Origin of the sequence: Streptococcus oralis (assembly GCF_026782285.1) — a bacterium.
GTDB classification, from domain to species: Bacteria; Bacillota; Bacilli; order Lactobacillales; family Streptococcaceae; genus Streptococcus; species Streptococcus oralis_CG.
Map to the genome: position 1 here is coordinate 107640 of NZ_JAKUWG010000003.1, position 26334 is coordinate 133973.

The window sequence follows — 26334 nt, forward strand, 5'->3', positions numbered from 1 at the left end:
TTTCCTTTACTTTTGATTTTATAATAGTCCTCTAAGCGCTTCTTGCCACAGTTGGTACAAACTGATAAAGAATGAACTCAAGATGTAGCCCATTACAATACTAAAGAAGCCTACCAACAAACGAACCTTTTTTGTGTTAGTAGCGGTCACTTTTAAAACCTTTTCCCATCTCACAAGATCCTTCAAAAGGTAAAAACTCAAATAGATAAAGAGTATATGACTACTTAGAGTGAATAATAATTGAACCATTTGACTATTATACCATCTTATCTGTTTGCGCGCTAGTTTTCGATTTTTCTACAAATTAGGGATTGTTTTTGAGGTAATCAATCGCATCCTGCAAGGTTTTTACAGGAACGATTTTCATCTCTGTTTTGATCGTTTTAGCAGCTTCCAAGGCTGTTTCATAGTTGCTTTTCGCATTGGGATCTGCTTTTTTTGCTTCCTCGGTGACTGGATTGTCAGGAGCAAAAAAGATGTTGGCTCCCTGACGAGAGGCTGCAACTACTTTTTTGTCAATTCCACCAATATCGCCAACATTTCCATCGCGATCAATAGTTCCCGTTCCCGCAACGATGCGGCCATTACGAAGTCCTGGATCTGCTATCTGGGTGTAAATAGCGAGGCTAAACATGAGACCTGCACTTGGACCCCCGATACCAGCTGTTGAAAAGCGAATTGGAACATCACTGGTCACTTCCGTACGGTCAATTAAACCAATCCCAATCCCGTTTTTCCCGTTTTCAAGAGTGATAATTTTACCTTCAGCAGTCTTGACTCTTCCGTCTTCTTCGTAGGTTACCTTGACTGGATCCCCTAGTTTTTGAGAGTTGACATAATCAATCAGGTCTTTTGAACTGTCAAATGTTTTGTCATTAACAGCCGTCACTGTATCCGCAATGTTCAGAATGCCCTTAAAAGTTGAATTTTCTGTCACGGTCAAGACATAGACTCCCAGGTACTTGAGTTCTATATCCTTGCCAGCCGTCTTCAAGCCTTGATACTTGGCCATGTTTTGAGAAGTTTGCATGTAGAACTGATTGATCCGCATAAACTCTGCATCAGTAGAGCCACCCGTAGTCTCCTGAGCGCTTCTAATATCCGTGAAAGGTGTTAACCAAGCATAGACAAGATGCGACAGGGTTGCATGTCGAATCCCAACTGTCACAAACTGGTAAGCTCCTGCTTCTGTGTCTTCTGTTTCATTGACTTTTAAAACTTGACGAATATCTTCCGCTCCACCTGGAACTTCTATGTAGTATGGTAAAGGTACTACAAAGGCTAAAAAAGTCAATACTAGTGCTAGGATGACATATAAGGGCCATCTAGTTTTTTTCTTCATGTTCTAATTCCTCCACAACACTGTTTGGGACATATTGCTGAATCTCCTGACAAAACTTCAGGAGCTCTCTCACGGCTGACGAGCTAATATAGAGATGCTCTGGGCGACTATGTAGGTAGACAGTCCCGATTTCTGGAGCCAGTTGATAATTGTAGTAGTCAAAACTAGCCTCATATTGCAAGTCTGTAGCATTCCGCAAACCACGGACAAGAGTTTTAGCTCCCAATCTTCTTGCAACATCAACAACTAATTGGTCGTGAGAAGCTATTACCTCTACATTATCTAAATGCGCCACAGCTTTTTCGACTGCCCGTTTGCGATTTTCAACAGGGAGAAAACCTTGTTTGTGGGGATTGTAGAACACCCCGACATAGAGCTTATCAAAGAGTTTGCTGGCGCGTTCAATGATATCCAGATGTCCATTTGTCATCGGATCAAATGATCCTGTAAATAATCCAATTTTATCTGACATAGACTGTCACCTTACTAATCCCATATATTTTTTCCTTCCAGATGCCTAAGCAGGCGATTTCTTCTGGAAGTTCTACAGACTTATCGGTTTCGCAGACGACCATGACTTCTTCAGAGAAGAGATTTCTTTCCGCCATTTTTTCGATATCTGCAACGATTTGTTCCTTGGCATAGGGAGGATCTAAAAAGACCAGGTCAAAGGGACCTGTAACTTGCTCCAAAGCACGCTCAGCTTCCATCTTTAAGAGCTGAAATTTAGAAACTTCTTTGGTCATTTGGATATTTTCAGCGATGATAGCTTGTGCCTTTCGATCCCGTTCCACTAAGACAGCATGGGACATCCCTCTTGACACAGCTTCAATAGACAGACCGCCACTGCCAGCATAAAGATCCAAGACACGACCACCCTCAAAATAGGGGCCTATCATGTTAAAGATAGCTCCACGCACCTTATCTGATGTCGGCCTCGTCGTCTTGCCTTCTAGCGTCTTGAGGGGACGCCCTCCGTAGATTCCTGATACGATTTTCATACCGTTTATTATACCAAATTATAGGCAAAAAGAGAAAGAAAACCGAACCTTACGGTTCGATTCCCTACAAGATATTTTCATAAGTGTCGCGGACTTCTTGAGGCCAGACACTGGTCTGAACCTCTCCGATGTGTTTCTTACGAAGAAGGAACATGGCCATCCGAGACTGTCCGATACCCCCACCGATTGTCAATGGGAAAAGGCCGTTAAGCAGAGCCTTATGCCATTCCAACTCAAGACGATCTTCGTCTCCTGTAAGGGCAACTTGGCGACGAAGCGTGTCTTCATCTACCCGAATCCCCATTGAGGAAAGTTCAAAGGCACATCCAAGAGATTCATTCCAAACCAGAATATCCCCATTCAGTCCCTTGTAGCCATTCTCAGACTCTGTTGTCCAGTCATCGTAGTCAGGTGCGCGGCCGTCATGAGGTTTCCCGTCAGGCAACTCGCCACCAATACCAATCAAGAAGACTGCACCAAACTCTTTACAGATTGCGTTTTCACGCTCTTTCGGTGTTAGATCTGGATAGCGTTCCACCAACTCTTCCGTATGGATAAAGGTAATCTGTTTTGGCAAGATAGATTCAATATCATAGCGTGCTTCTACGGCTAGCTCTGTCAGACGGATAGCCTTGTAAATCTTTTCAACAGTTTCTTTGAGATAGGCGATATTGCGTTGACCATTTGGAATCACCTTCTCCCAGTCCCACTGGTCCACATAAACAGAGTGGGTCGCATCCAACGAATCTTCGTCTGGACGAAGAGCCTTCATGTGAACAAACAGACCCTCACCTTCACCGAAACCAAAACGAGCCAAGGTGTGGCGTTTCCATTTGGCAAGTGAGTGAACGACTTCATAGGTTTCATCTGGAATCTGCAAAACCTTGACAGATACTGGATGTTCGACACCGGACAGGTTGTCCTGCATCCCATCGCCGACCTTACTCAAGATAGGTCCCTGAACTTCCACGACTTCTAGTTTATCTTTCAAATACTGGGTAAAGGTGTTTTTAACAAAAGAAATTTCTTCTTGCTGATGAATAAAGCTTTTCTTCATAAACGGCTCCTCAAAAATTAGTTAAAAGCATTATACACCTATTTCCAAGAAAAGAAAAGAGTAAATAAGAAAAAGTCAGTGCTCTTTGGAACACTGACTTTGTCATTCATTAATCGTTTCGACCAAAGATACGTAAAATGCTAAGGAAGAGGTTGATAAAGTCTAGATAGATACTGAGAGCCATTGAAATGACCCAACCTGTCGCGACTTGTCCTCGTGACTGCTCATAAACATAGCGAATCTTTTGGTTGTCCCAAGCAATCAAACCTGAGAAAACCAAGACCATGGCAATACTAATCATGTAGTCAAAGAAACTATTGGCTAAAAATAGATTCACAACCATGGCAATGATGAGACCAACAAGCGCCGCCATCAAAGCTCGGCCCATTCCACTCAAATCTTTCTTGGTGAAAATTCCGATTGCCGCCATGACAAAGAAGAGAAGGGCACTGGATACAAAGGCTGATAAGACGGTCCCAGGTGTATAGAAGGCTACGACGAAACTCAGCGTAAAGCCATTTAAAACAGAATAAACTAAAAATACTGGGAGAGCTGCTGGACTATTTTTTGCAGCCATGCTACTCGCAACAAAGACCAGACCAAGTTCTGCAAAAGTTGCAATCATCAACCAGAGACGACCATGCATTAAAAAGTAGACCAATTGAGTCTGAAAGACCGTCAACATCAAAGCTGACACGAGAGCTGATAGACCAATCCCAAGTCCCACAAAGGCGTAAACCTTAGCGTAAAATTGATTGAGACCTGAACGTTCTTGAATAATTGTTTGATTCATTCTGATTCTCCTTTTTCTATAAATATGTCTTGATTATAACAAAGATTTTATAAATTAGCTGAAATAAAACATCAAAATGCCTGCTGCAACTGCCACGTTGAGACTTTCTGCTCGACCTTTCATGCTTATATGAACCAGCTGATCAGCACTCTCAGCCATGACAGAACTAATCCCCTGTCCTTCATTTCCCATAACTAAAACAAAGTCTTCTAGGGGAGAAAGCTCACGATAATCCTTTGAATCTCTCGATAAGGTCGTTGCCAGAATGGGCAAGTCACTCTTTTTAGCCCCTTCTACAAAGGTGGCAACAGGCATACGATAGATGGGCAAATGAAAATGACTTCCTTGCATGGAACGCAGAGTCTTGAGACTGTATACATCTGCTGACTTGTCTGAAACAATGACCCCTGTGAAACCGGCCGCATCCGCAGTCCGAATCATGGTGCCAACATTCCCAGGGTCTTGGACATCTTCTAAAAATAGAAACTTTCCCTGACGAAGATCAGGCTGTCCCATTTCTTCTTTTTGAATAACTGCGACAATGCCTTGAGGGGTTTGCGTATCTGCCAAGTCCCGCAAAATCTCCTCTGAAACCCAGACAGTTTGAGGAAAAGTGGCTAACTGATCTCGGTAACTTTCTAGGGCAAAAATCTTCTCAATCGTCACTCCTGCTTGAACAGCTTCTTCAAACAAGTGCCAGCCCTCAATCAAATAAGCAGACTTTCGATATTTTTTTTGATGCAATTTCTTGGCATTTTTTACCACAGAATTGGCTTTTGAGGTTATAATAGTCATAGAAATATTATAACACAATCAAAGGGGTTTGGTATGCAAAAGGTTAGAATGATTGCCCAAGGTAGGGTGCAGGGTGTTGGTTTTCGCTGGGGCGTTTATACTCTAGCGCTTGAAATCGGTGGCATCACTGGTCGTGTCTGGAATAATGACGATGGCACAGTGGAAATTCTTGCTCAGACAGACTCCTCTGCCACTATGGCAAAATTTATCCAAGAAATCCGAAAAGGCCCGACACCTTTCTCAAAAGTTACCTATCTAGATGTACAAATGAGCAACTTTTCATCTTACTCGGACTTCAAAGTCGCAAATTAGGTCTCCAGAACTATTGTATATTTTACAAAAAAACAGTAGAATAGAAAGGTATAATTTTTAAAGAAGGAATGAAAACATTGAAATCTATTAAACGTTTTGCCCTCTCTGCTATGGGAGTGGCTATGCTACTCGTCTTGTCAGGCTGTGTTTCTGTTGATAAAACGACTGGAGAACCGACTGGATTTATCTGGAACACCATCGGAGCGCCTATGGCAGAGGCCATCAAATACTTTGCTAATGATATGGGACTTGGTTTTGGGATGGGGATTATCATCGTCACCATTATCGTGCGTTTGATTATCTTGCCACTCGGTATCTACCAATCGTGGAAGGCGACGCTTCACTCTGAAAAGATGAACGCCCTCAAACACGTGCTTGAACCACATCAAACACGTCTCAAAGAAGCAACAACTCAAGAAGAAAAACTTGAGGCTCAACAAGCTCTCTTTGCCGCCCAAAAAGAACATGGTATCAGCATGCTAGGAGGCGTCGGATGTTTCCCTATCCTCATTCAAATGCCTTTCTTCTCTGCTATCTACTTTGCAGCCCAACATACTGAAGGGGTTGCTCAAGCAAGCTACCTAGGAATTCCTCTAGGGTCTCCAAGTATGATTTTGGTTGCCTGTGCTGGTGTCCTTTACTATCTTCAATCGCTCCTTTCACTTCACGGAGTAGAAGATGAAATGCAAAGAGAACAAATCAAGAAAATGATCTACATGAGCCCACTCATGATAGTTATCTTCTCCCTCTTCTCACCAGCCAGTGTCACACTTTACTGGGTTGTCGGTGGTTTCATGATGATTCTCCAACAGTTTATCGTCAACTATGTCGTTCGTCCAAAACTTCGTCAAAAAGTACGTGAAGAATACAAAAAGAACCCTCCAAAAGCAAGTTCTACTGCTGGGGCAAGAAAAGATGTGACTCCTAAGCAGACTCAAGCGATCACGACCAATAAGAAAAAGAAAAACCGCAACTCTGGTAAACAACGATCTAGATAAGACTAAACAGGCTTAGCTGAGAGGCTAAGTCTTTTTGCATCACAAAAGCCCGATGTCTCCATCAGGCTTCTTTTTTATCCATGAACACGTTTCATGTAATCTTGGTAACTTTCTGTATCCATCAATTCCTTGGCATTCTTGACACGATCTGCTGTTGGAGGTTTGACCCCTTCGAGCGAATAAGGAATTCCAAGTTCACGCCATTTGAACTCACCCATCGTATGATAAGGTAGGATTTCAAACTTGTCAACGTTTTTGAGGGTCTTGACAAATTTACCAAGTTCAATCAAATCTTCATCACGGTCTGTCAATCCTGGTACGAGAACGTGACGAATCCAAACAGGCTTCCCGATATCTGATAGGTACTGGGCACAGGCCAAGATATTTTTATTGGTTTGGCTGGTAACAATCTTGTGCTGTTCTTCGTTGATTTCCTTGATATCCAAGAGAACCAAGTCTGTCACCGCCATGAGTTTATTAAACTTTTCAAGATAACGTGGTTTATTACGGAAAGGAAGGGCACAGGTGTCCAAGGTACAGTGGATTCCTTTTTCCTTGGCCTTGGTAAAAAAGGCAATCAAGAAATCAATCTGTAAGAGGGCTTCTCCTCCACTAACAGTGATTCCTCCCTTGTCTCCCCAGAAACCACGGTAGCGAAGGGCTTCTGTCAAGACATCGTCTACTGTCCGTTCGCGTGATTTATTGGTCTCCATAGCCCATGTATCAGGGTTATGGCAGTACTGGCAACGCATGTGACAGCCCTGCAAAAAGACAATAAAACGAATCCCAGGGCCATCTACCGCCCCAAAACTCTCTGTCGAATGCACCATTCCTGTCACTTGTCCATAGTCAATTGTTTCTTCAGACATATCGTCACCTTCCTTGAAACCGTTTTATAGTTTTATTATATCACGACTTGAGGGAAAAACAAGATTTTTGTCTATTTTTTAGAAAGCAATCTGTTTTTCACTTTCATTTTCATTTTTTTAATGATCGGGTTCAAAATCAAAACCATACAAGGTTGCAAAATAGTCCTCAGGGCGCTCTGCACGGCGGATTTGGCGGACTTTGCCTTCTTCAGTATAGAGGATTTCTGCCGAGCGTAGTTTGGCATTGTACTGATAACCCATGGAGAATCCATGTGCACCTGTATCATGAATCACCAGTAAATCACCGATTTCTGTATAAGGTAGTTCGCGATTAATGGCAAATTTATCATTGTTTTCACAGAGTGAACCAACCACATCTACAACCTCAACTGGTCCGTCTGGATGGGTCAGATTGGTGATATGGTGGTAAGCTCCATACATGGCAGGACGCATGAGGTTGACGGCCGAGGCATCCACACCCAGATAGGTACGGTAGGTTTTCTTTTTATGAGTTACTTTGGTGACGAGAACTCCGTGAGGTGCCAGCATAAAGCGCCCCAATTCAGTGAAAATCTTGACCTGATCAAGACCTGCTGGCGTAAGGACTTCCTCATAAACCTTACGAACTCCCTCACCAATCACAACAATGTCATTTGGCTCTTGATCTGGGCGGTAGTTGACACCAATTCCACCAGAAAGATTGATAAAGTCTAGTGAAATACCTAATTTCTCCTTGATTTCAACGGCTAATTCAAAGAGTTGACGCGCCAACTCTGGATAGTAGAGATGGGTGACGGTATTGGATGCTAGGAAGGAATGAATCCCAAAAGTCTTGGCTCCTTTTTCCTTCAAAATAGTAAAGGCTTCAAAAAGCTGGTCCTTGGTCATCCCAAACTTGGCCTCTCCAGGATTGTCCATAATATCCGTCCCCAGTTCAAAAACGCCTCCAGGATTGTAACGACAAGAGATAATTTCTGGAATGCCTGCTGCACGCTCTAGATGTTCAATATCTTCAAAGGCATCCAAGTTAATGGTCGCACCTAATTCACGCGCATAAGCGTAGTCTTGGTCTGGCGTGTTGTTAGAAGAGAACATAATCTCAGAACCGGGAAACCCAAGTTTATGGCTCATCAAAAGCTCCACATAACTAGAACAGTCCACACCACAACCTTCCTCTTTGAGAATTTTCAAGATAGCTGGTGTTGGGGTAGCCTTGACGGCAAAATATTCTTTAAAGCCCTTGTTCCAGGAAAAGGCCTTGTTGACGGCTCTTGCTTTTTCACGAATCCCCTTCTCATCATACAAGTGAAAGGGAGTCGGGAACTCTGCAACAATTGTTTCTAAATCTTCTCGGCTGATAAATGGTGTTTTCATAAGCTTCTTTCTATTCTATTTGTAAAGAAAGGCTGGGACAATCGTTCCAACCTTTAGTTCTATCTCTTATTTGTCTTCGTCAAAGATATTTCCAATCTCAACATCGATGGATTGGTTCTTGACATCAATATTGGTTACTTTCAAGAGTGACTTGTAATCGAACTGCTTTTCACGTTCTTCTTGGGCATTGTCTGCAAAGACTGCGACACCAGCTAGTTCAGAGTCAAACTCACGCAAGAGACTAATCATCCCGTTGACCGTTCCTCCGCCTTTCAAGAAGTCATCCACAATCAAGACACGACTGCCTGCCTTGAGACTGCGTTTTGAAAGGAACATTTTCTCAATACGGTCACCGCTGGAACCTGAAACATAGTTGACACTGACCGTTGAACCTTCGGTAATTTTCAAGTCACGGCGCACAATGACAAATGGAACATTGAGGACATTGGCAACTGCATTTGCGAGTGGCACACCTTTTGTTGCTACTGTCATAACGGCATCAATTTTTTGGTCCATAAAGCTCTTGGCAATGATGCGTCCAATATTTTTCAAAATGGCAGGCGTACTGAGCAAATCAGACAGGTAGATGTAGCCACCTGGCAAGATACGGTCGCTTTCTGAAAGTTTGTCACGCAAGTCTGCGATCATTTCTTTGGCTTCATGACTCGAGATTGATGGTGTAAAGATAACGCCACCACCTGCTCCAGTCACAGTCTGAATATGACCGATTTCGATTTCCTCAAAGGCACGCTTGATAATCACAATGTCCTCTGAAATCGATGATTTAGCAGATTCGTACTTTTCTGCAAAGGTGTTGAGACTTGTTAGTTTGTATGGATTATTAATCAAATAGTTGGAAATGACAACCATCCGATCACTTCTTCTTAATTTCATTTTTATTTACCATTCCATTTAATTTTGATATTTTATCCATTATACCACATTCACATAAAAAAACGAACATTATTGCGTAAAAAATGCTCGTTTTTCTTAAATTATTAATCTAAATCTGGTTTATAGAAGGAACGATTGTCCATAGCGAAGATTTTGTTGGTCATTTCTCCTTTATCCACCAAAGCAAGAGCTGTTGACATCATCATCATACTAGCATCGAGATTATCGATCATATGAATAATCTCTGCCTCCATAATGCGTGGACGGACTGGACTTCCATACTCCAGCAAGCCATGATGACTGAGGATGACATGGCGCAGTAGCACCACTTCTTCCCTAGTATCATCGATGCCCAGTTCCATGACTGTCTTGGTAATTTCGCTATCGATGAGGGCTATATGGCCGATGAGATTGCCTCGCACTGTATACTCCGTCTGGTCTGGTCCCGTCAACTCAATAACCTTGGCCAAGTCGTGCAGCATAATCCCAGCATAGAGGAGGCTCTTGTTGAGCTGAGGATAGATCTCACTAATGGCATCTGCCAAGCGCACCATGGTTGCTGTATGATAGGCCAAACCCGTCTCAAAGGCATGGTGGTTGGTCTTGGCAGCTGGATAGGAGTAGAATTCCTTATCATACTTGGTGTAGAGACTACGCACGATACGTTGCCAGACAGGATTTTCAATCTTGAAAATCATTTGCGACATGTAGTCACGGATTTCCTTAACATCAACTGGCGACTTGACCTTGAAATCAGCTGGATCATTGGGTTCACCAGGCTGAGGCAAGCGGAGAGTAATTTGATTGACTTGAGGAGTGTTGTTATAAACTTCTCGACGTCCCTGCATGTGGACTACTTTCCCTGCGGTAAAGGCCTCAACGTTATGAGGTTGGGCATCCCAGAGTTTTCCTTCAATCTCGCCACTATCGTCTTGGAAAGTAAAGGCTAGGTAGTTTTTCCCTGCACGCGTCTGTCTCAGGTCAGCTGACTTAATCAGGTAAAAACCTTCAAACAGCTCATCTTTTTTCATGTGACTAATCTTCATATTCTTCCTCATCTTCTTGGAAATGGAGTAGATCAAGCGCAGGCTCACCTTCTGATAACTCAATGTGACGGAGCGTCCGCTCGATAGCTGTAGTACGACGGTTTAATAATTCATCAATATTGCTAGAGGCATGTTGGAGATGCTTTTGTGCCTTGACCAGAATGCCACCAAACTTGCCAAACTCGGTCTTGACACTAGCAAGAGTCTTGCTGATGTGGTCAGCACTCTTTTGGATATTGAGAGTTTTGAAGCCAACTGATAGGGAGTTAAGCAGGGCTGATAGGGTACTTGGACCTGCGACAATAATCTGCTCCTCCCGTCTCAAATCATCAAAGAAGACCGGATTGCGAACAATTTCTGAATAAAGACCTTCTGTCGGAACAAACAAGACTCCAAAATTGGTCGTCCGCGGTGGCGCTATGTACTTGCTCTTGATATCCTTGGCAAAGCGCTTGACGCTCGCTAAAAGCGATTTACGACAGCGTTCAATCTCGTCCTTATCACCTGCTTCATAGGCTTCTTCCAAGCGGTAATAATCTGCCAGTGGAAACTTGGAGTCAATCGGTAAGTAGACATATTCTTGATCGCCTTGGCCAGGTAACTTGATGGCGTACTCTACTCGCTCGCTAGAGTTTTCAACCGTTGCGTATTCTCGTTCGTACTGGGCAGGTGTCATGATGTCTTCAATGATTTGCCCCAGTTGCAATTCTCCCAGAATCCCTCGCGTCTTGGTCCCAGAGAGAACCTTGTTGAGAGCTCCGACATCACGGGCAACTGTCTGCATTTCTCCAAGGCCACGATTGACAGACTCTAGTTGCTTGGAAACTGTCTCGAAGGAAGCCTGCAAGCGCGTCTGCAAGGTCTTTTCCAACTTTTCCTCGACTGTCTGGCGCATTTGTTCCAAACGTTGCTCATTTGATTCCTGCAGGGCTTGGAGGCGTTGGTCGGTCTTATCTCTGGTTTGGAGGAGATTCTCGTTCATCTCCTGTCTAACTTGCGTCAAGCCTTGGTGCAACTCCATTCGCACTTCTTGCAAACGGTCGCTGACAGCCACTTCCAAATCTTTTTGATCCAGCTGACTGGCTTGTCTGGCTTGTTCAAAGCGATAATCCAGTTGATCTGAAAGATTGTCTGCTTGATCCTCCAAACTCTTGGCTAGGTAATTGTCTTGCTTATCTTGCCTTTGCCAAATCAGAAAGAGTCCAGCTAGGTTGGCAATTAATAATAGTAGTAGTAATACAGTCTCCATCCTACCTCCTGTCCTTGCTATGCAACACGACGACATAGCCATCTGGGCAAGTCACCGAAACTTCCCTATCTATATATTCGTTAGAAGCGTATACTTTTTTAAAGAAAAAATTTTCCTCTGTCAATTCGTACTTGGCACCAAGAATGGTCAGCTGGCTATCCCGAACTGGCATAAAGGCTAGATAATCGTAGTCTGAACGCGGTTCAAGCTGACTGGTCCCTTCTGGACAATAAGCAATCAAATTTTGCCCGTCCTCAATCGCTATCTGACGCATATAAGGTGCCAACTTGGGATTGCTAGGCAGGAAGACATTGGCCAGCATATGATCAATACGACCACCAAGAGCCCCAAAAATAGTGACCTGAGCCTGAGAATTTTGCTCAAAGATGGTCAAGAGAGCCAATTCCAAATCTGTATCATCTTTTTCTGGCTGAGCTTGGACAAAATGTTGGGCACGTTTTTGAATCAACTGACGTTCGTCTGCAGTCACCGAATCAAAATCCCCGACTGCTAGAGCCAGAGGCAAGCCTTCTTCCAAGACCCAGAGCGAGCCACGATCTACACCGACAAAGTAATCAAAATTCGTCCGATAGTGACCGCGATCTCCGCCTGCAAAAACGGCAACCCTAGTCCAATTGTTTTCTGAGAGTTTGCACTCGTTCATTGACATCTCCCTTAAAGACATAGGATCCTGCTACAAAAACGGTCGCTCCAGCTTCTTTGGCTTGAGCAATGGTCTGGTCATCAATGCCGCCATCGACTTCAATTTCAAAGTTCAGGCCTTTTTCCTGACGAAGGGCAACCAACTGACGAATCTTATCCATGGTTTCAGGTAGAAAGGCTTGTCCACCGAAGCCAGGATTAACCGTCATGACCAAGACTTGGTCAACTAGATGAAGGACGTGCTTAATGGCTTCAACAGGCGTACCAGGATTGATGACAACCGAAGGTTTGACACCAAGAGAGCGAATCTTTTGAAGTGCTCCATGAATATGAGGTGTTGCTTCCACATGAATGCTGATAATATCTGCACCTGCACGCGCAAAGTCTTCTAAGTGGTGTTCAGGATTCGCCACCATCAAGTGGCAGTCAAAGACCATCTTGCTATGTGGTCGAAGAGCTTCAACCACACCTGCACCAAAACTGATTTGCGGTACAAAATGACCATCCATGATATCGATATGGGCATATTCTGCCCCAGTTGCTTCTAGGCGTTTGATTTCACGTTCAAAGTTGGCATAATCTGCTGCCAGAATTGACGGAGCAATCTTGTATTGAGACATAGGTTTCTCCTTATTTTGGAATTTTTTTGCTGACTTTTTTATAGGTTTCTCTGCGATTTTCAATTTCACTGAGGAATTGCAGGTAATTGTCAAAACGGAAGGTCGCAATGATGCCTTCTTCCACTGCAGGCTTGACCGCACAAGACGGTTCATGGGTATGGGTACAAGTACGGAACTTACAATCTCGACTAACACTAGCAAGCTCTGGAAAGGCCTGATTGAGGTCTTCAGCCGTTGACACTTCATAATCCAGTGATGAAAAGCCTGGTGTGTCCGCGATTTTACCCCCATTGAGGTTGTAAAAACTAACAGCTCGAGTGGTATGACGACCGCGACCCAGACTGTCTGAGATTTCTCCTGTTTCAAGATTGAGGTCCGGTGCTATTTTATTGAGAAGGGTTGACTTCCCAACACCCGTTTGTCCCATAAAGACCGTCACTTTTCCTGTCAACAAAGGCAAGAGCTCTTCCTTACTAGTCACAAAGTCGTAACCAATAGCACCATAGGTTTGTTGGTAAAAACTTAATTCTTCCCTATCTTCTAGCAAATCCATTTTAGAAATATAGACAACAGGATGGATACCCTTGTGTTCCAAGAGAACCAAGAAGCGATCCAGCAAATTGCTATTAAAATCCGGCTCCTTAGCCGACATGATCACCACAGCTTGGTCAATATTGACAATAGGCGGACGGACCAGGATATTTTTCCGTTCGTAAATCTTAAGAATATAGCCTTCTGAGTTTTCCTCGGCAGAAAAGTCTACCCAATCCCCAACGTAGGGTGTGTGGCCTTTTTTACGAAAATTCCCACGCGCGCGCGTCTGGTAAACTTGACCCTCACTCTCCACATAGTAGAAGCCCGCTAAGGCTTTAATGATTTGTCCCTTCATCTTAGAGTCCTTGTCCTTTGAGCGCATCAGCTAGGCTAGCAAATTCTGCCAAGCTGAGAGCTTCTCCACGTACACTTGGTGACAAGCCTGCCTGATCCAAAGCCTTGGTCAACTTATCCTTGACTTCATCAGTTTTCCCAAAGTAGCCTGTCAAGTTGTTCCACAAGGTCTTGCGGCGATGGGTAAAACTAGCCTTGGAAACCTTAAAGAAGAAGTTCTCATCTTCCACTGCTACAGCCGGCTCTGGACGGCGCACCATTTTTAAAATGGCTGAGTCCACATTTGGGGCTGGCACAAAGACCGTACGAGGCACGATGAAGGCAACCTTAGCTGTCATATAATACTGCACAGCAATAGACAAACTACCATAAGCCTTGGTATTAGGTTGGGCTGAGATACGATCCGCCACTTCTTTTTGCATCATGACGACAAACTCACTAAATGGAATGCCACTTTCAATCAAGTACATGAGAATAGGCGTCGTGATATAGTATGGCAAGTTAGCCACTACCTTGATTGGCAATTCAGGATTTTTGAAATTCTGGATATGTTTCGCCAAATCGACCTTAAGAATGTCCTCGTTAACCACTGTTACATTGTCAAAATCACGAAGAGTATCTGCCAAAATCGGTACCAAACGGTGGTCGATCTCAAAAGCCATGACTTGAGCTGCACGCTCAGCCAAAAACTCTGTCAAGGCACCAATACCTGGCCCGATTTCGATGACATTAACCTGGTCATCAATTTCAGCTGTATCCACGATTTTTTGAAGGATATTAGTATCCGTCAGGAAATTTTGCCCGAAGGACTTTTTAAAGGTAAAACCGTGACGCTCCAGCACTGCCTTGGTCACGCTATAATCTGCAATTCTCATTTATTCTCTTTTCTATAGTTACTACCTCTATTGTAACACATTCTCTTTGTATTTTTGAGCTATCTAGCTATTATCATAACTTTCCATAGCCTCTTCTACTTCTGCCAAGGTTACTCCAAACAACTCTAAGCGCTTGAGGAGTTGCTTGCCGTTGGAATAGCCGATGCGGAGCTGTTCGCCTAGATACTCTCGACGTCTACGACTGTCTGCTCCCGCTAGGAAACCTAGGCGAATCAAGTCGCTCCGACTGATGTCAAACTGACTCTCGTTTTCAAATTGCTCTGTCACCTGAGCGAGCGCTGTTTTCAGGTCTTCATAGCTAGCGTGTTCAATTCCCAGAGAGCGTCCTTTGGTCTTGGACTTGGGAACCGCTTCATCTCGCTTGAGAAAGGCATGCTGTACCGTTGGAATGGCCGTCATAATCATGCGACGAATCCGCTCCCCATTAAAATCTGGATCTGTAAAGACAATGACTCCATGCAATTCATGCAGGCGCTGAATGCGTTCTATATCCTGGTCATTTATTGCGGAACCTCGTGTTTCATAGGTCTCTACATCAAAGTAACGTTTGAGATTGGCCGTGTCATCACGCCCTTCGACCACGATGACTTGGGAAATTTTTTCTTTCATTACTTGCTATCCAATCCAAAAATTCGCTCTGCATTTGCAGTTGTTACTGCGGCTAACTCCTCAGTCGTCATCCCACGCAAATCCGCGATAAAGTCCACCACATAGCGTGTGTAGGCTGTTTTGTTTTCACGGCCACGTTTAGGAACAGGAGCCAGGTAGGGCGCATCCGTCTCTACCAAAATCTTGTCCAAAGGGAGTTCTCTAGCAGCCTCTTGGATATCCGTCGCTTTCTTAAAGGTCACCACACCTGAGAAAGAAATAGTCATACCAAGCTCAACAAACTTCTCAGCCCACTCGAGAGAACCTGAGAATGAGTGCATAATTCCACCACGAGGACCAACGCCCTCGCTCCTGATAATCTCATAGGTATCTTCTAGCGCATCACGAGTGTGAACCACAAAAGGCAAATTCAAATCCTTAGACAGCTGAATCTGACGACGAAAAACCTGCTCCTGCACTTCCTTAGGTGCTGTCATCCAATGGTAGTCCAGACCAATCTCCCCCAAGGCAACAACCTTGGGATGTTTTAGTTTTTCAAGCAAGTAAGTTTCGACCTCATCTGTGTAAGTCCCTGCTTCCGTCGGATGCCAGCCAATAGTTGCGTAGAGTTGCTTATACTCATCTACCAACTCTAGGGCACGTTCAATGGTCGGCTTGTCAAAACCAACAATATTCATCTGTGTCACACCCATCTCAGCAGCCAAGGCGATTTCTTCTGCCTCATGTCCTGCAAATTCTTCTACATTTAAATGTGTGTGCGTATCAAAAATCATCTCTTCTAACCTCATTTTCTTCCATCTATTATACCAAAAATAGCATCCCTCGGCTTGGAAAAATATCCAAAAACCAGTCATTCTCTCTTGACTGCCCTTTTTCAAAGCAGTATAATAACACTTATTGAAATTTTCATCAAAGGAAAAGAAAATGTTTAGAAAATTAAAATATACCTTTATCGGTAGACCACTCAAGTCTCTCACAGACGGCGAAGGGGGGTTGTTGGGGAAAATGCAGGCACTTGCAATGTTATCTAGTGATGCCCTGTCTTCTATTGCCTATGGACCTGAACAAGTCATTCTCGTTTTAGTCAGTCTCTCTCCTCTCGCTATTTGGTGGAGCCTCCCTATCGGTATTTTTGTCCTCTTACTGCTCGCTAGTTTGACCATTTCCTATCGTCAAATCATTCATGCCTATCCTCAAGGTGGAGGAGCTTATATGGTTACTCGAGAAAATCTCTCCCCTGAACTAGGCTTGATTGCAGGAGGCAGCCTCCTTGTTGACTATATGCTGACAGTAGCCGTATCCGTTGCTTCTGGAGCTGATGCTATTACAGCAGCCATCCCTGCCCTCCATCCCTACAATCTTCATATCTCTATTTTCCTAGTCTGCCTGCTCATGCTCTTGAATTTAAGAGGATTAAAAGAATCTGCCAGCTCTCTGATGATTCCCGTCTACCTCTTTATCTTCAGTACCGTCTTTCTCTTGCTTTATGGGTTCTTTCAACTATTTACAGGTTCCCTAAACTATCAGGCGACTTCAACCATTGGACAAACTGTTCCGAGCCTTTCCATCGTTCTCCTATTGAGAGCCTTTACCAGTGGCTCTGCCTCTCTGACAGGGGTTGAAGCTATTTCAAATGCGGTACCATTTTTCAAAACTCCGAAGGAAAAGAATGCTGCTCAGACCTTGACCATCATGTCGCTCATTTTAGGTTTTCTTTTTGCGGGCATTACCTTCCTCAACTACTGGATGGGCATCACACCTCAAAATGGAGAAACCATCCTTTCGCAAATGGCCAAGGGCATTCTTGGTGATTCATTCTTTGGTCATGCTAGCTACTATCTCTTCCAGTTCTCAACAGCCTTGATTCTAGCTGTAGCTGCAAATACTGGCTTTTCGGCCTTCCCTATGCTGTCCTACAATATGGCCAAAAACAAGTACATGCCCCATCTCTTTATGGAAAAGGGGGATCGTCTCGGTTACTCCAACGGTATCTTAACTCTGGCTTTTGGAGCTATGATCCTTCTTCTCATTTTTAACGGGAATACTGAACGCCTGATTCCTCTTTATACTATCGGTGTCTTCGTTCCCTTTGCCCTTTCTCAGACTGGGATGATTCGCCATTGGAAAAAGGAGCAAACTTTTTAAAACCTGCCTTTGCTAATATCCTTGGGGCCATCATTTGTTATGCTATTGTCCTCATTTTACTCCTCTTCAGACTGGGTGATATCTGGCCATTCTTCCCAATTATCCTAGTTCTTACTTTCCTCTTTTTGTCCATTCACAGCCATTACCAAAAAGTGGCAAAACAGCTACGACTCTACGAAGGAATTGAAAAGCGCACTTATGACGGCAACCTTGTCCTTGTTCTAGTAGGGAATGTTACTCGAGTAAGTGTCGGAGCCATTAACTACGCTCAAAGTATCGGTGATGAAGTGTTAGCCATGCACATTTCTACTAAAGAAACGGCAGAAAAAGACCAAGAAATTCTTCAGGAATTTGCCGACTACTTCCCAAATATCACTCTGAAGAATATCAATACCAGTTACCGCGACATCATCACCCCTAGTGTTAAGTATGTCAAACGAATCGCCCAAGAAGCTAAGCAAAAAAACTACACCGTTACAGTCCTTGTCCCACAGTTTATCCCTAACAAGCCTTGGCAAAATATCCTGCACAATCAGATGAGCCTCAAACTAAAATACGCTCTCAGATGGCATGAAGACGTCGTTGTCGCCAGCTACTCTTATCACTTAAAAGAATAAAGAAAAGGCCCTACCAGAACCAAAAAGCGTCTGGTGGGGCCTTTTTCTGAATCCAGCCACTATGCTTAACTAAAAAGCATGACTAGGAATATTATTGAATGTGGTTAGCTAAATCTTCTTGGGCTTTTTTGTTGGACTCAACTTTTTCTTTTTGCCATTTTTCATAAAGCTCTTGGTACTGTTTCGCAGTCACGGGATCTTTTTGCAACTCAAGGTATTTGTAGTTGTCCGCATCCCCTTTGTGTCCGACAAATGAGAAAGCTCCTGTGAACGGTACAGTCTTACGGAAGATTGGATTAGCTCCTCCACTTTGAACTGGCAGAAAGAGAGCACTATCTGTTAGCCAAGCTTGAACTTCGGCAAATTTCTCATAGCGAACCTGAGTGTTTTCAACTTCTTTATCTGCCGCATCCAACAACTTCTTGTAAGTAGAGAGACCGATTTTTTCCTTGACATCATTGTCTTTTCCTGGAGTCAAGCCAAGATTTTTTAACTGAGAACCAGAGTCTGGATCCAAGAGGTCAAGATAGGTCTTGGGATCAGAGTAATCTCCGCTCCAGCCTGAGATGTCGATGTCATAGTCCTTTTGTTCAGCTGTGTCAGCAAAGAAGGTTGCATTGTCTTTCTCGTCTGGAGAAAGTTGAATCACATCGATAACAATATTATCTGATCCAAGTGTCTCCTCAACCGTCTGCTTGAAAGAACTGGCTTGCTGTACGTCCAACTTAGCAGTCTGGTCCACTGGCATGTCTAGATGGATTGGGAAAGTCACACCTTCTGCTTGCAAACTTTCTTTGGCTTTGGCAAATTCTGCCTTGGCTTTGTCAGCATTCAAGAAGGCAGGCTGAGCGTCGTTTAGATTGACATTAGCCCACTCTGAACCATAGTTGACTATCTTTTCATTGACAGCATCTCCGAAGTTTTTCCCACCGATTTGAACAAAGTTACTTGGTGTGACTGTGTTTCGAAGGATACGGTCAGCTCCATCTTCTCCATTTGTCTGGGCAGCGTAGGCGTGACGGTCAAAGGCAAAGTTAATCGCCTGACGGAAGTCCTTGTTTTGCATAGCTAGACGCGAATCGGTTTTTTCTTTATCCGTCTGTTTCATGGTTTGATTGTAACTTTGACGGTTAACATTGAAGAGATAGTAGAAAGTCACAGCATCCTGAGGAGTATAGGTAATCTTATCTTCATTCCCTTTTTTCAACTGGTCAAAGACAGAGCTTGTCGGGAAGATACGGCCATCTGTGTAGTTGCCTTCTAAGAATCCTCGAGCCAAACCATCTTGGTCTGAACCATCATAGAAGGAAAGTTTTACCTTCTCAATCTTGACATTGTCCTTATCCCAGTAATTAGGGTTCTTTTCAAACTCAATTAAAGATTTTGATGTGAAAGACTTGAACAAGTATGGCCCATTTGACAGGATACTAGATGGGGTAACACTTCCAAAGTCATCTCCCTTTGATTTCAAAAAGGCTTCATTGACAGGACTCAAAATTCCCCCTGTTGTCTTTGAATTCCAATAAGACTCTGGCTTGTTCAAGGTGTATTGGAGAGTATAGTCGTCCACTGCCTTGACTCCAACCGTCTCAAAGTCAGATGTTTTCCCTTCGACATAATCTGCCAAACCTTTGATTGAATCCCGTACCAAGTACAAGTTCTCAGCCTTTTTATCAGCTGCATACTTAAGACCCGTCACAAAGTCATGTGCTGTCACTTCAGCATACTCTTCTCCTTCAGAGGTATACCACTTAGCCCCTTGGCGGATTTTATAGGTATAGGTTAAACCGTCTTTTGATACTGTCCATGACTCTGCCATAGAAGGAACGAGATTGCCGTATTTATCATTTTCCAACAAACCATCGATCAAGTTTGTCGTAATGCTAGAAGTCGAGCCACGTGTCGAAGTGATATAGTCTAATGTATCTGGATTGCTAGCAAATACATATGAGTAGGTTTTATCTGTATTTGATTGTGCCGAACTACAAGCCGCCATCAAGAAGCTTGCACTTAAAATTCCAGCCCCTAGTAGGAGGGCTTTTGATTTCTTCATAACTGTTCTCCATTTTTATAGTATATGAAACATTATACATTATTTCAGAAAAAATATAAAGCATTTAAAGACTGATATTATAGGAAAAAAGAAAAGCCAGTAGACTCGAGTTCCTACTGACTTCTTTGTTGAATTCGTTTGGATTAAGCAGCCAAAACTTTGCGTCCTTTACGACGACGAGCTGCCAATACGCGACGACCGTTTTTAGTTGACATACGGTTACGGAATCCGTGTTTGCGCGCACGACGAAGTTTACTTGGTTGATAAGTACGTTTCACGATGAATACCTCCTCATAGATTTTGTATTCGTTTAGCCGGCTATAAAGTGATCAGTTACTAAACATACTTTACTATTCTATCTGATTCTGCCAATTTTGTCAATAGCTCCAAGCAAATGTTTTCTAGCTTTTCCTATGAAAGCCCTTATTGAAAGCCCTTATCTGAAACAGTTAACAGTAACATTCTCTTCAGATGCTAATAAATCAGTAAAAAATAATTCTTGCCAACATGCATTTCCTATATTGAATCCACCGATTTCATATCCCAAACTGTCTACAAAAATTAGCATTCATTTCTAACAATTCTTTAAAAGGAACTATTTTTCTAACTGCACCTGATGGAGTGTATTCCATTGACCAAATAAAAGGATAGGTCAGAACAACTTCATTTGTTTCAAGCGATAAATCTAATTTGAACAAATCTGGTACTATAAGTTCTTGATAAAATGTGTCTAACTGACTTGTCGTAACCCAATATAAAAATCCCTTGTAATCTATCTCCAAATCCTCCCATTCTAATGTATCAGGGGCGAAATATTCTATTGAATTTAATTTTTCAATATTTATTGCAAATAGACCACCCAAAATATCATAAGCTATCAAACAACGATTAGGATTATAACATTTTGAAAACAATTCATTACAATAGATGAATCCATTCTCTGAGTCATTCCCCAAAATCTTTAAATAACCATTAACAGTTATATAAGAAAAATGTTCTAAGATAAACTTCAGTTCTTGTGGTGTTTCTATAGTATCCGTTATTTTTTTATTAAATTCTAAAAACTTAATATCATTGGAACTTTCATCAAATTTTTCAAGAATCTCTCTCATAGTTATCATTTTATTTACCTATTCTCCACTATTCATCTTTACTCTTGTAGTTCATAGTTACTAATGTTTGTAATATTAAAGATTCTAATAATAAATTCTAATCTTTTAAGATGTTATACCTACCCAGTATTCTTCCAAGAAAATAAAAATCTCAGAGAGGTAACGTTTAAATCATAAAAACGTTCGCTTTCTCTGAGATAAAACGCTAAAATCTAGTTGAACCCTATAGAACCCTTATCTACGATACTGTTTCAAGAAACGAGTCATCTTTTCTTGGATTTGCGCTAATTCGTCCACACGAGGGAGGTAAACGATACGGAAATGGTCTGGTTCCTTCCAGTTAAAACCGCGGCCATGAACCAAGAGAACCTTTTCCTGCTTCAAGAAATCAAGAACGAACTGTTCATCATCATTGATGCGGTACATATTGCGGTCAATTTTAGGGAAGATATAAAGACCCGCCTTCGGCTTGACCGCAGATAAACCTGGAATATCTTGAATGGCATTATAGATAAAGTTTCTTTGCTCATAGATGCGACCACCAGGAAGGAGTAATTCGTCCACTGACTGGTGCCCACCTAGTGATGTTTGTACGACTTGCTGGGCCAAAACGTTAGAGCAAAGGCGCATATTGGACAGCATATTGAGACCTTCGATATAGCCTTTAACATGGGTTTTAGGCCCAGACAAGACCATCCAGCCCACACGAAAACCAGCGATACGATGCGATTTTGACAGACCATTCATGCTGACACAGAAGACATCTGGTGCCAAGCTTGCCACAGGCGTGTGTACATGCCCGTCCATCACCATGCGGTCATAAATCTCATCTGCAAAGATGATCAAGTCGTTTTGACGGGCAATCTCAATAATCTCCAACAAGAGTTCCTTAGGATAAAGGGCTCCAGTTGGGTTATTTGGGTTGATAAGGACGATGGCCTTGGTATTGGAAGTAATTTTTGACTTGATATCGTCAATATCAGGGTACCATTCTGCAGCTTCATCACAGATATAGTGAACGGCATTTCCCCCAGCTAGGCTGACCGCGGCTGTCCAGAGAGGATAGTCTGGCATAGGAACCAAGACCTCATCTCCATTGTCTAAAAGCCCCTGCATGGACATAACAATCAGCTCGCTGACTCCATTTCCAAGGTAGATATCATCAATGTCCACATTGGGGAAGTTCTTCAATTGGCAATACTGCATGATGGCTTTACGTGCTGAGAAAATCCCTTTGGAGTCAGAATATCCCTCACTATCACGCGCATTCATAATCAAGTCATGAATGACCTCATCTGGCGCTGTAAAGCCAAATTCTGCTGGATTTCCTGTATTCAGGCGTAAAATCTTTTCTCCGTTTGCTCGCATCCGCATAGCTTCTTCCAAAACAGGACCACGGATATCATAGGCAACGTGCTCTAACTTACTAGATTTGTTATATTCTTTCATCTTGTTTCCTCAATTCACCGAGATAGTAACATTATACCACTAGAAAGGGATTGCGACAAGTTTCCTGAAATGAGCAAGCAAAGAAAAAAACTCACAACGACTAGGTTCTCACCGTCTAAATAACTAGAATGCAGAAGTATTTTCTCACATACCAAAAGACAAACCTAGGAAGACTAATGCTAAAAAGGAATCATACAAAAGATTAAACATGAGAAAGAGCCCCCACGTGACCAAATAGTCCAAACGACCACTTCTCTTTGCAATCACAAATAAAATGATGTGGTAGACTAGGTGAAAGAGAAGAAAGCCGACAAAACCTGGATAGAGAACGGGCACGACTCTTTCCAGCTGCCAAAGCATCACTACTTCTCCTACAAGTGACGCAAGGATAATTCCATGATAAAGAAAACTTATTTTTTTAGAAGCTTGAACAGACTCTTTCATACTTTCTCATCCCTTCGCTGTGTCTCCTACTATCCCGTTTTCTTTTATTTTAACATATCTCCCCCAAATCGAATCTCCGATAATATTTATTTAAATATGATTTTTACTTTACTTCTTTAGTGAAAAGGATTACAATAAAAGTAAGAAAATTTCAGGAGGTTTCATTATGGCACAACGTTACCAAAATGTTATGGTTGCAATTGATGGTTCTAAAGAGGCAGACTTGGCTTTTGTTAAAGGTGTTTACACTGCTCTACGCAATGATTCCAAGCTCACCATTGCCCATGTTATTGACACACGCGCTCTTCAAAGCGTGTCTACCTTTGATGCTGAAGTTTACGAAGAACTCCAAGTCGACGCTGAAAGTTTGATGAAAGAGTACGAAAAACGTGCAAAAGATGCGGGCGTGACGGATATTCACATCGTCATCGAAATGGGAAATCCGAAAACCCTCCTTGCCCGTACCATTCCAGACGCAGAAAATGTTGACTTGATTCTCGTCGGTGCAACAGGTCTTAATGCCTTTGAACGCCTCTTGGTTGGCTCTTCATCTGAATACATCCTCCGCCACGCAAAAGTTGATTTACTCGTCGTGAGAGAACAAGAAAAAACATTATAGGAACACAAAAGGAGCCTGCTAGGCTCCCTTTTTTCTTACTTACTTATTTTTCTCTTTATGTCGCTCATAAGCCTTGAGTTGTCGCTGCAGTTCCTTTCTGATAGCAGGTTCTGGAGCATATTTTTCGTCCCAGTCATCCGGTTTTAAGATTTTATGTGTAACTGGATCAAAATGGGCTTTTCCATCAGGAAAAACCTTCCCCATGTTTGCCTCATGCACAATATCAAAGATGCGTTCTGGATCCACTCCCATCAAGGCAAAACTGCCGTAAGTAAAGTACAGTGTATCGATTAAGGCATCAACCTGCCCGATTAGATCTTTTTGGGCAGGCGTTTTTTGCCTCACCTTTTCGGCCGCCTTATCAATTGCCGAATGCATGCTTGCAAGTGACTGCTGGAATTCTTCCTCCGAAGAACTTGCCGCTCGGACAAACTCTACTAATTCTTCAATTTTAAAGTCTGCGCGGTGGGTTGCACCTTCAACATCCCATGCCTGTGGCTCTTCCTGCGTCCGTTCATCCATCATGTGATGGAAGGTCTTGACCTTATTAAAATGGTAATCTCGACTGACAAAAACTTTTTCTGAAGCCAAGACCCCAAAATGTTCAAGCGCCTTGTGGATGCCATCTTGCTGGTTACTTGCTGTAATGTGCTTGGCAACTTCTTTGACGCTGCTACTGCCATTTCCCATGGCTACAGACATACCAACACCTGCCAACATTTCCAGATCATTGTCTGAATCACCGAAAGCCATGACTTGGTTGAGATCAAAACCATACTCTTTCCCGACTCGGCGAATGCCTTCTAGTTTGGAATTTCCTTGGTTGATGATATCCGCAGCGAAGGGATTGCTTCGAGTCAATTTCAAATCTTCAAAATCACTTGCAGCTTTCTCAGATTCTTCAGGAGTCATCAGCATTAACACTTGATAGATTGGCTCATTGATCAAACGAAGTAGGTCATCTTCCTTTTGAGGGACTGCCTTACTAACCATTCGATTAAAAGAGCGACTAACAGTTCTTGTCAGCACAGTCGGAATAAAACGACTAACCAGCTGTGAAAAGGACCCAAGACCAAATGACATAATTTTCGAACCAACAACAGCATGCTCGGTTCCAAGAGCGATTTCTTTTCGCTCCTTTTTAGCATAGGCAATCAGTTGACGCAGGCTTGACTTAGCAATCGGACTAGCAAATAAAACTTTTTCTTTATTAAAGATATATTGTCCGTTATAAGTTATTGCAAAATCTAGATCTAAATCTTCCATCAATTCCTTGACAAAGAAAGGCCCCCGTCCTGTCGCCACTCCAACAAGCACTCCTTGCTCTTTGACAATCTTAATCGCGTCCTTAGTGGATTTCAAAACACTCTTGCGATCGTTGACTAGCGTTCCATCGATATCAAAAAAAACAGCTTTGACTTCCATCCTACCCCATTCTCCCCTTTTGTGTTACAATGATTATACCACATTTCAGAAAGAGTGAGTAATTCATGCCTAAGAAAATCCTTGTTTTACATACAGGTGGGACTATTTCCATGCAAGCAGACGCCACTGGTGCTGTTATAACTAGTCAGGACAATCCCATGAACCATGTTTCCAATCCACTTGAAGGGATTGAGGTTCATGCCCTAGACTTTTTTAACCTACCGAGTCCCCATATCAAACCCAAGCATATGCTTGCACTCTATCATAAAATCAAAGAGGAAGCAGACCACTACGATGGAGTTGTCATCACACATGGAACAGATACGCTAGAGGAAACTGCCTACTTCCTTGATACCATGGAAATCCCACACATGCCCATTGTTCTAACAGGAGCTATGCGTAGTTCAAATGAACTCGGTAGCGACGGTGTATACAACTATCTGAGCGCTTTACGAGTCGCCAGCGATGACAAAGCAGCCGACAAGGGTGTGCTGGTCGTCATGAATGATGAGATCCACGCAGCCAAGTATGTTACCAAAACCCATACGACCAATGTCGGTACCTTCCAAACTCCAACACACGGACCACTTGGTCTCATCATGAAGCAAGAAATCCTCTACTTTAAAACAGCTGAGCCTCGTGTCCGTTTTGATCTCGAACATATTCAAGGTCTGGTTCCCATCATCTCGGCCTATGCAGGTATGACAGATGAGCTGATTGATATGCTTGACCTAGATCACCTAGATGGATTAGTCGTTCAAGCTTTTGGAGCAGGTAATGTACCCAAAGAAACAGCTCAAAAATTAGAAAGTCTCCTCCAAAAAGGTATTCCAGTCGCCTTGGTTTCACGTTGTTTTAACGGAATTGCAGAACCCGTTTACGCCTATCCAGGCGGAGGAGTTCAATTACAAGAGTCTGGCGTTTTCTTTGTCAAAGAACTCAATGCTCAAAAAGCTCGCCTCAAATTATTGATTGCTATCAACGCGGGACTAAAAGGACAAGAACTTCGCAATTACATGGAAGGTTAAAATTGAAAATCAGGAAATCTTCTCGATTCCCTGATT

At 42.9% G+C, this 26334-nt stretch carries 28 protein-coding genes and 1 pseudogene; 5 read left to right on the forward strand and 24 right to left on the reverse strand.

The window, feature by feature from the left end; translation table 11 throughout:
* Positions 1-18: 18 nt before the first annotated feature.
* The 7 genes from MK403_RS02820 to MK403_RS02850 form a co-directional block, all read right to left on the reverse strand.
* A complete protein-coding gene (locus MK403_RS02820) occupies positions 19-249 on the reverse strand; it encodes a DUF1146 family protein (RefSeq protein WP_002892633.1) in 231 nt (76 codons plus the stop codon).
* Between the two features lie 55 nt (positions 250-304).
* Positions 305-1342, reverse strand: a complete 1038-nt coding sequence (locus MK403_RS02825) for a SepM family pheromone-processing serine protease (RefSeq protein ID WP_268708902.1) — start codon at positions 1340-1342, stop codon at positions 305-307.
* Positions 1326-1814, reverse strand: a complete 489-nt coding sequence (gene coaD / locus MK403_RS02830; protein ID WP_001280709.1) for a pantetheine-phosphate adenylyltransferase — start codon at positions 1812-1814, stop codon at positions 1326-1328. Before coaD ends, MK403_RS02825 begins: the two co-directional genes overlap by 17 nt.
* Positions 1804-2343 (reverse strand): 16S rRNA (guanine(966)-N(2))-methyltransferase RsmD, encoded by a 540-nt coding sequence (gene rsmD, locus MK403_RS02835; protein WP_000706947.1) that lies wholly within the window; start codon positions 2341-2343, stop codon positions 1804-1806. The genes coaD and rsmD overlap by 11 nt, the downstream gene beginning before the upstream one ends.
* Positions 2344-2407: 64 nt before the next feature.
* Entirely contained in the window at positions 2408-3400 is a 993-nt protein-coding gene (gene asnA, locus MK403_RS02840; RefSeq protein WP_000747987.1) for an aspartate--ammonia ligase, read from the reverse strand.
* A 109-nt stretch (positions 3401-3509) separates the two neighbouring features.
* Positions 3510-4193, reverse strand: coding sequence for a Bax inhibitor-1/YccA family protein (locus MK403_RS02845; RefSeq protein ID WP_125425125.1), 684 nt, complete (start codon positions 4191-4193; stop codon positions 3510-3512).
* 54 nt (positions 4194-4247) lie between these two features.
* On the reverse strand, positions 4248-4988 hold the full coding sequence (locus tag MK403_RS02850; protein ID WP_125425124.1) for a TrmH family RNA methyltransferase: 741 nt from the start codon (positions 4986-4988) through the stop codon (positions 4248-4250).
* A gap of 33 nt (positions 4989-5021) precedes the next feature.
* Between MK403_RS02850 and MK403_RS02855 the strand changes: the two genes are divergently transcribed.
* Both MK403_RS02855 and yidC read left to right on the forward strand, forming a co-directional pair.
* Positions 5022-5300 (forward strand): acylphosphatase, encoded by a 279-nt coding sequence (locus MK403_RS02855; protein WP_038804579.1) that lies wholly within the window; start codon positions 5022-5024, stop codon positions 5298-5300.
* A 77-nt stretch (positions 5301-5377) separates the two neighbouring features.
* Positions 5378-6298 (forward strand): membrane protein insertase YidC, encoded by a 921-nt coding sequence (yidC, locus tag MK403_RS02860; protein ID WP_268709051.1) that lies wholly within the window; start codon positions 5378-5380, stop codon positions 6296-6298.
* 74 nt (positions 6299-6372) lie between these two features.
* On the opposite strand, the gene pflA is transcribed toward yidC, so the two are convergent.
* The 11 genes from pflA to MK403_RS02915 form a co-directional block, all read right to left on the reverse strand.
* Positions 6373-7167 (reverse strand): pyruvate formate-lyase-activating protein, encoded by a 795-nt coding sequence (pflA, locus tag MK403_RS02865; protein WP_131199907.1) that lies wholly within the window; start codon positions 7165-7167, stop codon positions 6373-6375.
* A 117-nt stretch (positions 7168-7284) separates the two neighbouring features.
* Positions 7285-8541: a diaminopimelate decarboxylase gene (locus tag MK403_RS02870; RefSeq protein ID WP_268708903.1), complete on the reverse strand. Its 1257-nt coding sequence runs from the start codon at positions 8539-8541 to the stop codon at positions 7285-7287.
* A 66-nt stretch (positions 8542-8607) separates the two neighbouring features.
* Positions 8608-9435 (reverse strand): pur operon repressor, encoded by an 828-nt coding sequence (gene purR / locus MK403_RS02875; protein ID WP_002874197.1) that lies wholly within the window; start codon positions 9433-9435, stop codon positions 8608-8610.
* Between the two features lie 104 nt (positions 9436-9539).
* Positions 9540-10481, reverse strand: coding sequence for a 3'-5' exoribonuclease YhaM family protein (locus MK403_RS02880; RefSeq protein ID WP_070567750.1), 942 nt, complete (start codon positions 10479-10481; stop codon positions 9540-9542).
* Positions 10471-11730 (reverse strand): DNA recombination protein RmuC, encoded by a 1260-nt coding sequence (locus MK403_RS02885; protein ID WP_268708904.1) that lies wholly within the window; start codon positions 11728-11730, stop codon positions 10471-10473. The genes MK403_RS02880 and MK403_RS02885 overlap by 11 nt, the downstream gene beginning before the upstream one ends.
* 1 nt (position 11731) lies before the next feature.
* A complete protein-coding gene (locus MK403_RS02890) occupies positions 11732-12394 on the reverse strand; it encodes a thiamine diphosphokinase (protein WP_268708905.1) in 663 nt (220 codons plus the stop codon).
* Positions 12357-13013 carry a ribulose-phosphate 3-epimerase gene (gene rpe, locus MK403_RS02895; RefSeq protein WP_268708906.1) on the reverse strand — a complete coding sequence of 219 codons (657 nt, stop codon included), beginning with the start codon at positions 13011-13013 and terminating at the stop codon, positions 12357-12359. Before rpe ends, MK403_RS02890 begins: the two co-directional genes overlap by 38 nt.
* Before the next feature lie 10 nt (positions 13014-13023).
* Positions 13024-13902 carry a ribosome small subunit-dependent GTPase A gene (gene rsgA, locus MK403_RS02900; protein ID WP_268708907.1) on the reverse strand — a complete coding sequence of 293 codons (879 nt, stop codon included), beginning with the start codon at positions 13900-13902 and terminating at the stop codon, positions 13024-13026.
* 1 nt (position 13903) lies between these two features.
* Positions 13904-14776, reverse strand: coding sequence for a 16S rRNA (adenine(1518)-N(6)/adenine(1519)-N(6))-dimethyltransferase RsmA (rsmA, locus tag MK403_RS02905; RefSeq protein WP_268708908.1), 873 nt, complete (start codon positions 14774-14776; stop codon positions 13904-13906).
* 63 nt (positions 14777-14839) lie between these two features.
* Positions 14840-15406: a ribonuclease M5 gene (rnmV, locus tag MK403_RS02910; RefSeq protein WP_268708909.1), complete on the reverse strand. Its 567-nt coding sequence runs from the start codon at positions 15404-15406 to the stop codon at positions 14840-14842.
* Entirely contained in the window at positions 15406-16179 is a 774-nt protein-coding gene (locus tag MK403_RS02915; protein WP_268709052.1) for a TatD family hydrolase, read from the reverse strand. Before MK403_RS02915 ends, rnmV begins: the two co-directional genes overlap by 1 nt.
* Before the next feature lie 151 nt (positions 16180-16330).
* Between MK403_RS02915 and MK403_RS02920 the strand changes: the two are divergent.
* A pseudogene (locus MK403_RS02920) lies at positions 16331-18168 on the forward strand (APC family permease).
* A 91-nt stretch (positions 18169-18259) separates the two neighbouring features.
* Here the strand turns inward: MK403_RS02920 and MK403_RS02925 are convergent.
* From MK403_RS02925 to MK403_RS02945, 5 genes are all read right to left on the reverse strand, one after another.
* Entirely contained in the window at positions 18260-20221 is a 1962-nt protein-coding gene (locus MK403_RS02925; RefSeq protein WP_268708910.1) for a peptide ABC transporter substrate-binding protein, read from the reverse strand.
* Between the two features lie 143 nt (positions 20222-20364).
* On the reverse strand, positions 20365-20499 hold the full coding sequence (gene rpmH / locus MK403_RS02930) for a 50S ribosomal protein L34 (protein WP_000831905.1): 135 nt from the start codon (positions 20497-20499) through the stop codon (positions 20365-20367).
* 258 nt (positions 20500-20757) lie between these two features.
* Positions 20758-21333 (reverse strand): DUF2625 family protein, encoded by a 576-nt coding sequence (locus MK403_RS02935; protein ID WP_268708911.1) that lies wholly within the window; start codon positions 21331-21333, stop codon positions 20758-20760.
* A gap of 234 nt (positions 21334-21567) precedes the next feature.
* Positions 21568-22782: a pyridoxal phosphate-dependent aminotransferase gene (locus tag MK403_RS02940; RefSeq protein WP_268708912.1), complete on the reverse strand. Its 1215-nt coding sequence runs from the start codon at positions 22780-22782 to the stop codon at positions 21568-21570.
* 144 nt (positions 22783-22926) lie between these two features.
* Positions 22927-23226 (reverse strand): hypothetical protein, encoded by a 300-nt coding sequence (locus MK403_RS02945; RefSeq protein ID WP_268708913.1) that lies wholly within the window; start codon positions 23224-23226, stop codon positions 22927-22929.
* Between the two features lie 166 nt (positions 23227-23392).
* On the opposite strand from MK403_RS02945, the gene MK403_RS02950 reads away from it, so the two are divergent.
* Positions 23393-23845: a universal stress protein gene (locus MK403_RS02950; RefSeq protein WP_000079158.1), complete on the forward strand. Its 453-nt coding sequence runs from the start codon at positions 23393-23395 to the stop codon at positions 23843-23845.
* Between the two features lie 39 nt (positions 23846-23884).
* On the opposite strand, the gene MK403_RS02955 is transcribed toward MK403_RS02950, so the two are convergent.
* The gene (locus MK403_RS02955) at positions 23885-25270 is read right to left on the reverse strand and encodes a Cof-type HAD-IIB family hydrolase (RefSeq protein ID WP_268708914.1); all 1386 of its coding nucleotides are present in this window, start codon (positions 25268-25270) and stop codon (positions 23885-23887) included.
* Between the two features lie 65 nt (positions 25271-25335).
* Here MK403_RS02955 and MK403_RS02960 point away from each other — a divergent pair, with 65 nt between their 5' ends.
* Complete coding sequence (locus MK403_RS02960; RefSeq protein ID WP_268708915.1) at positions 25336-26298, forward strand: asparaginase; 963 nt, start codon at positions 25336-25338, stop codon at positions 26296-26298.
* The last annotated feature ends 36 nt before the right edge of the window (positions 26299-26334 follow it).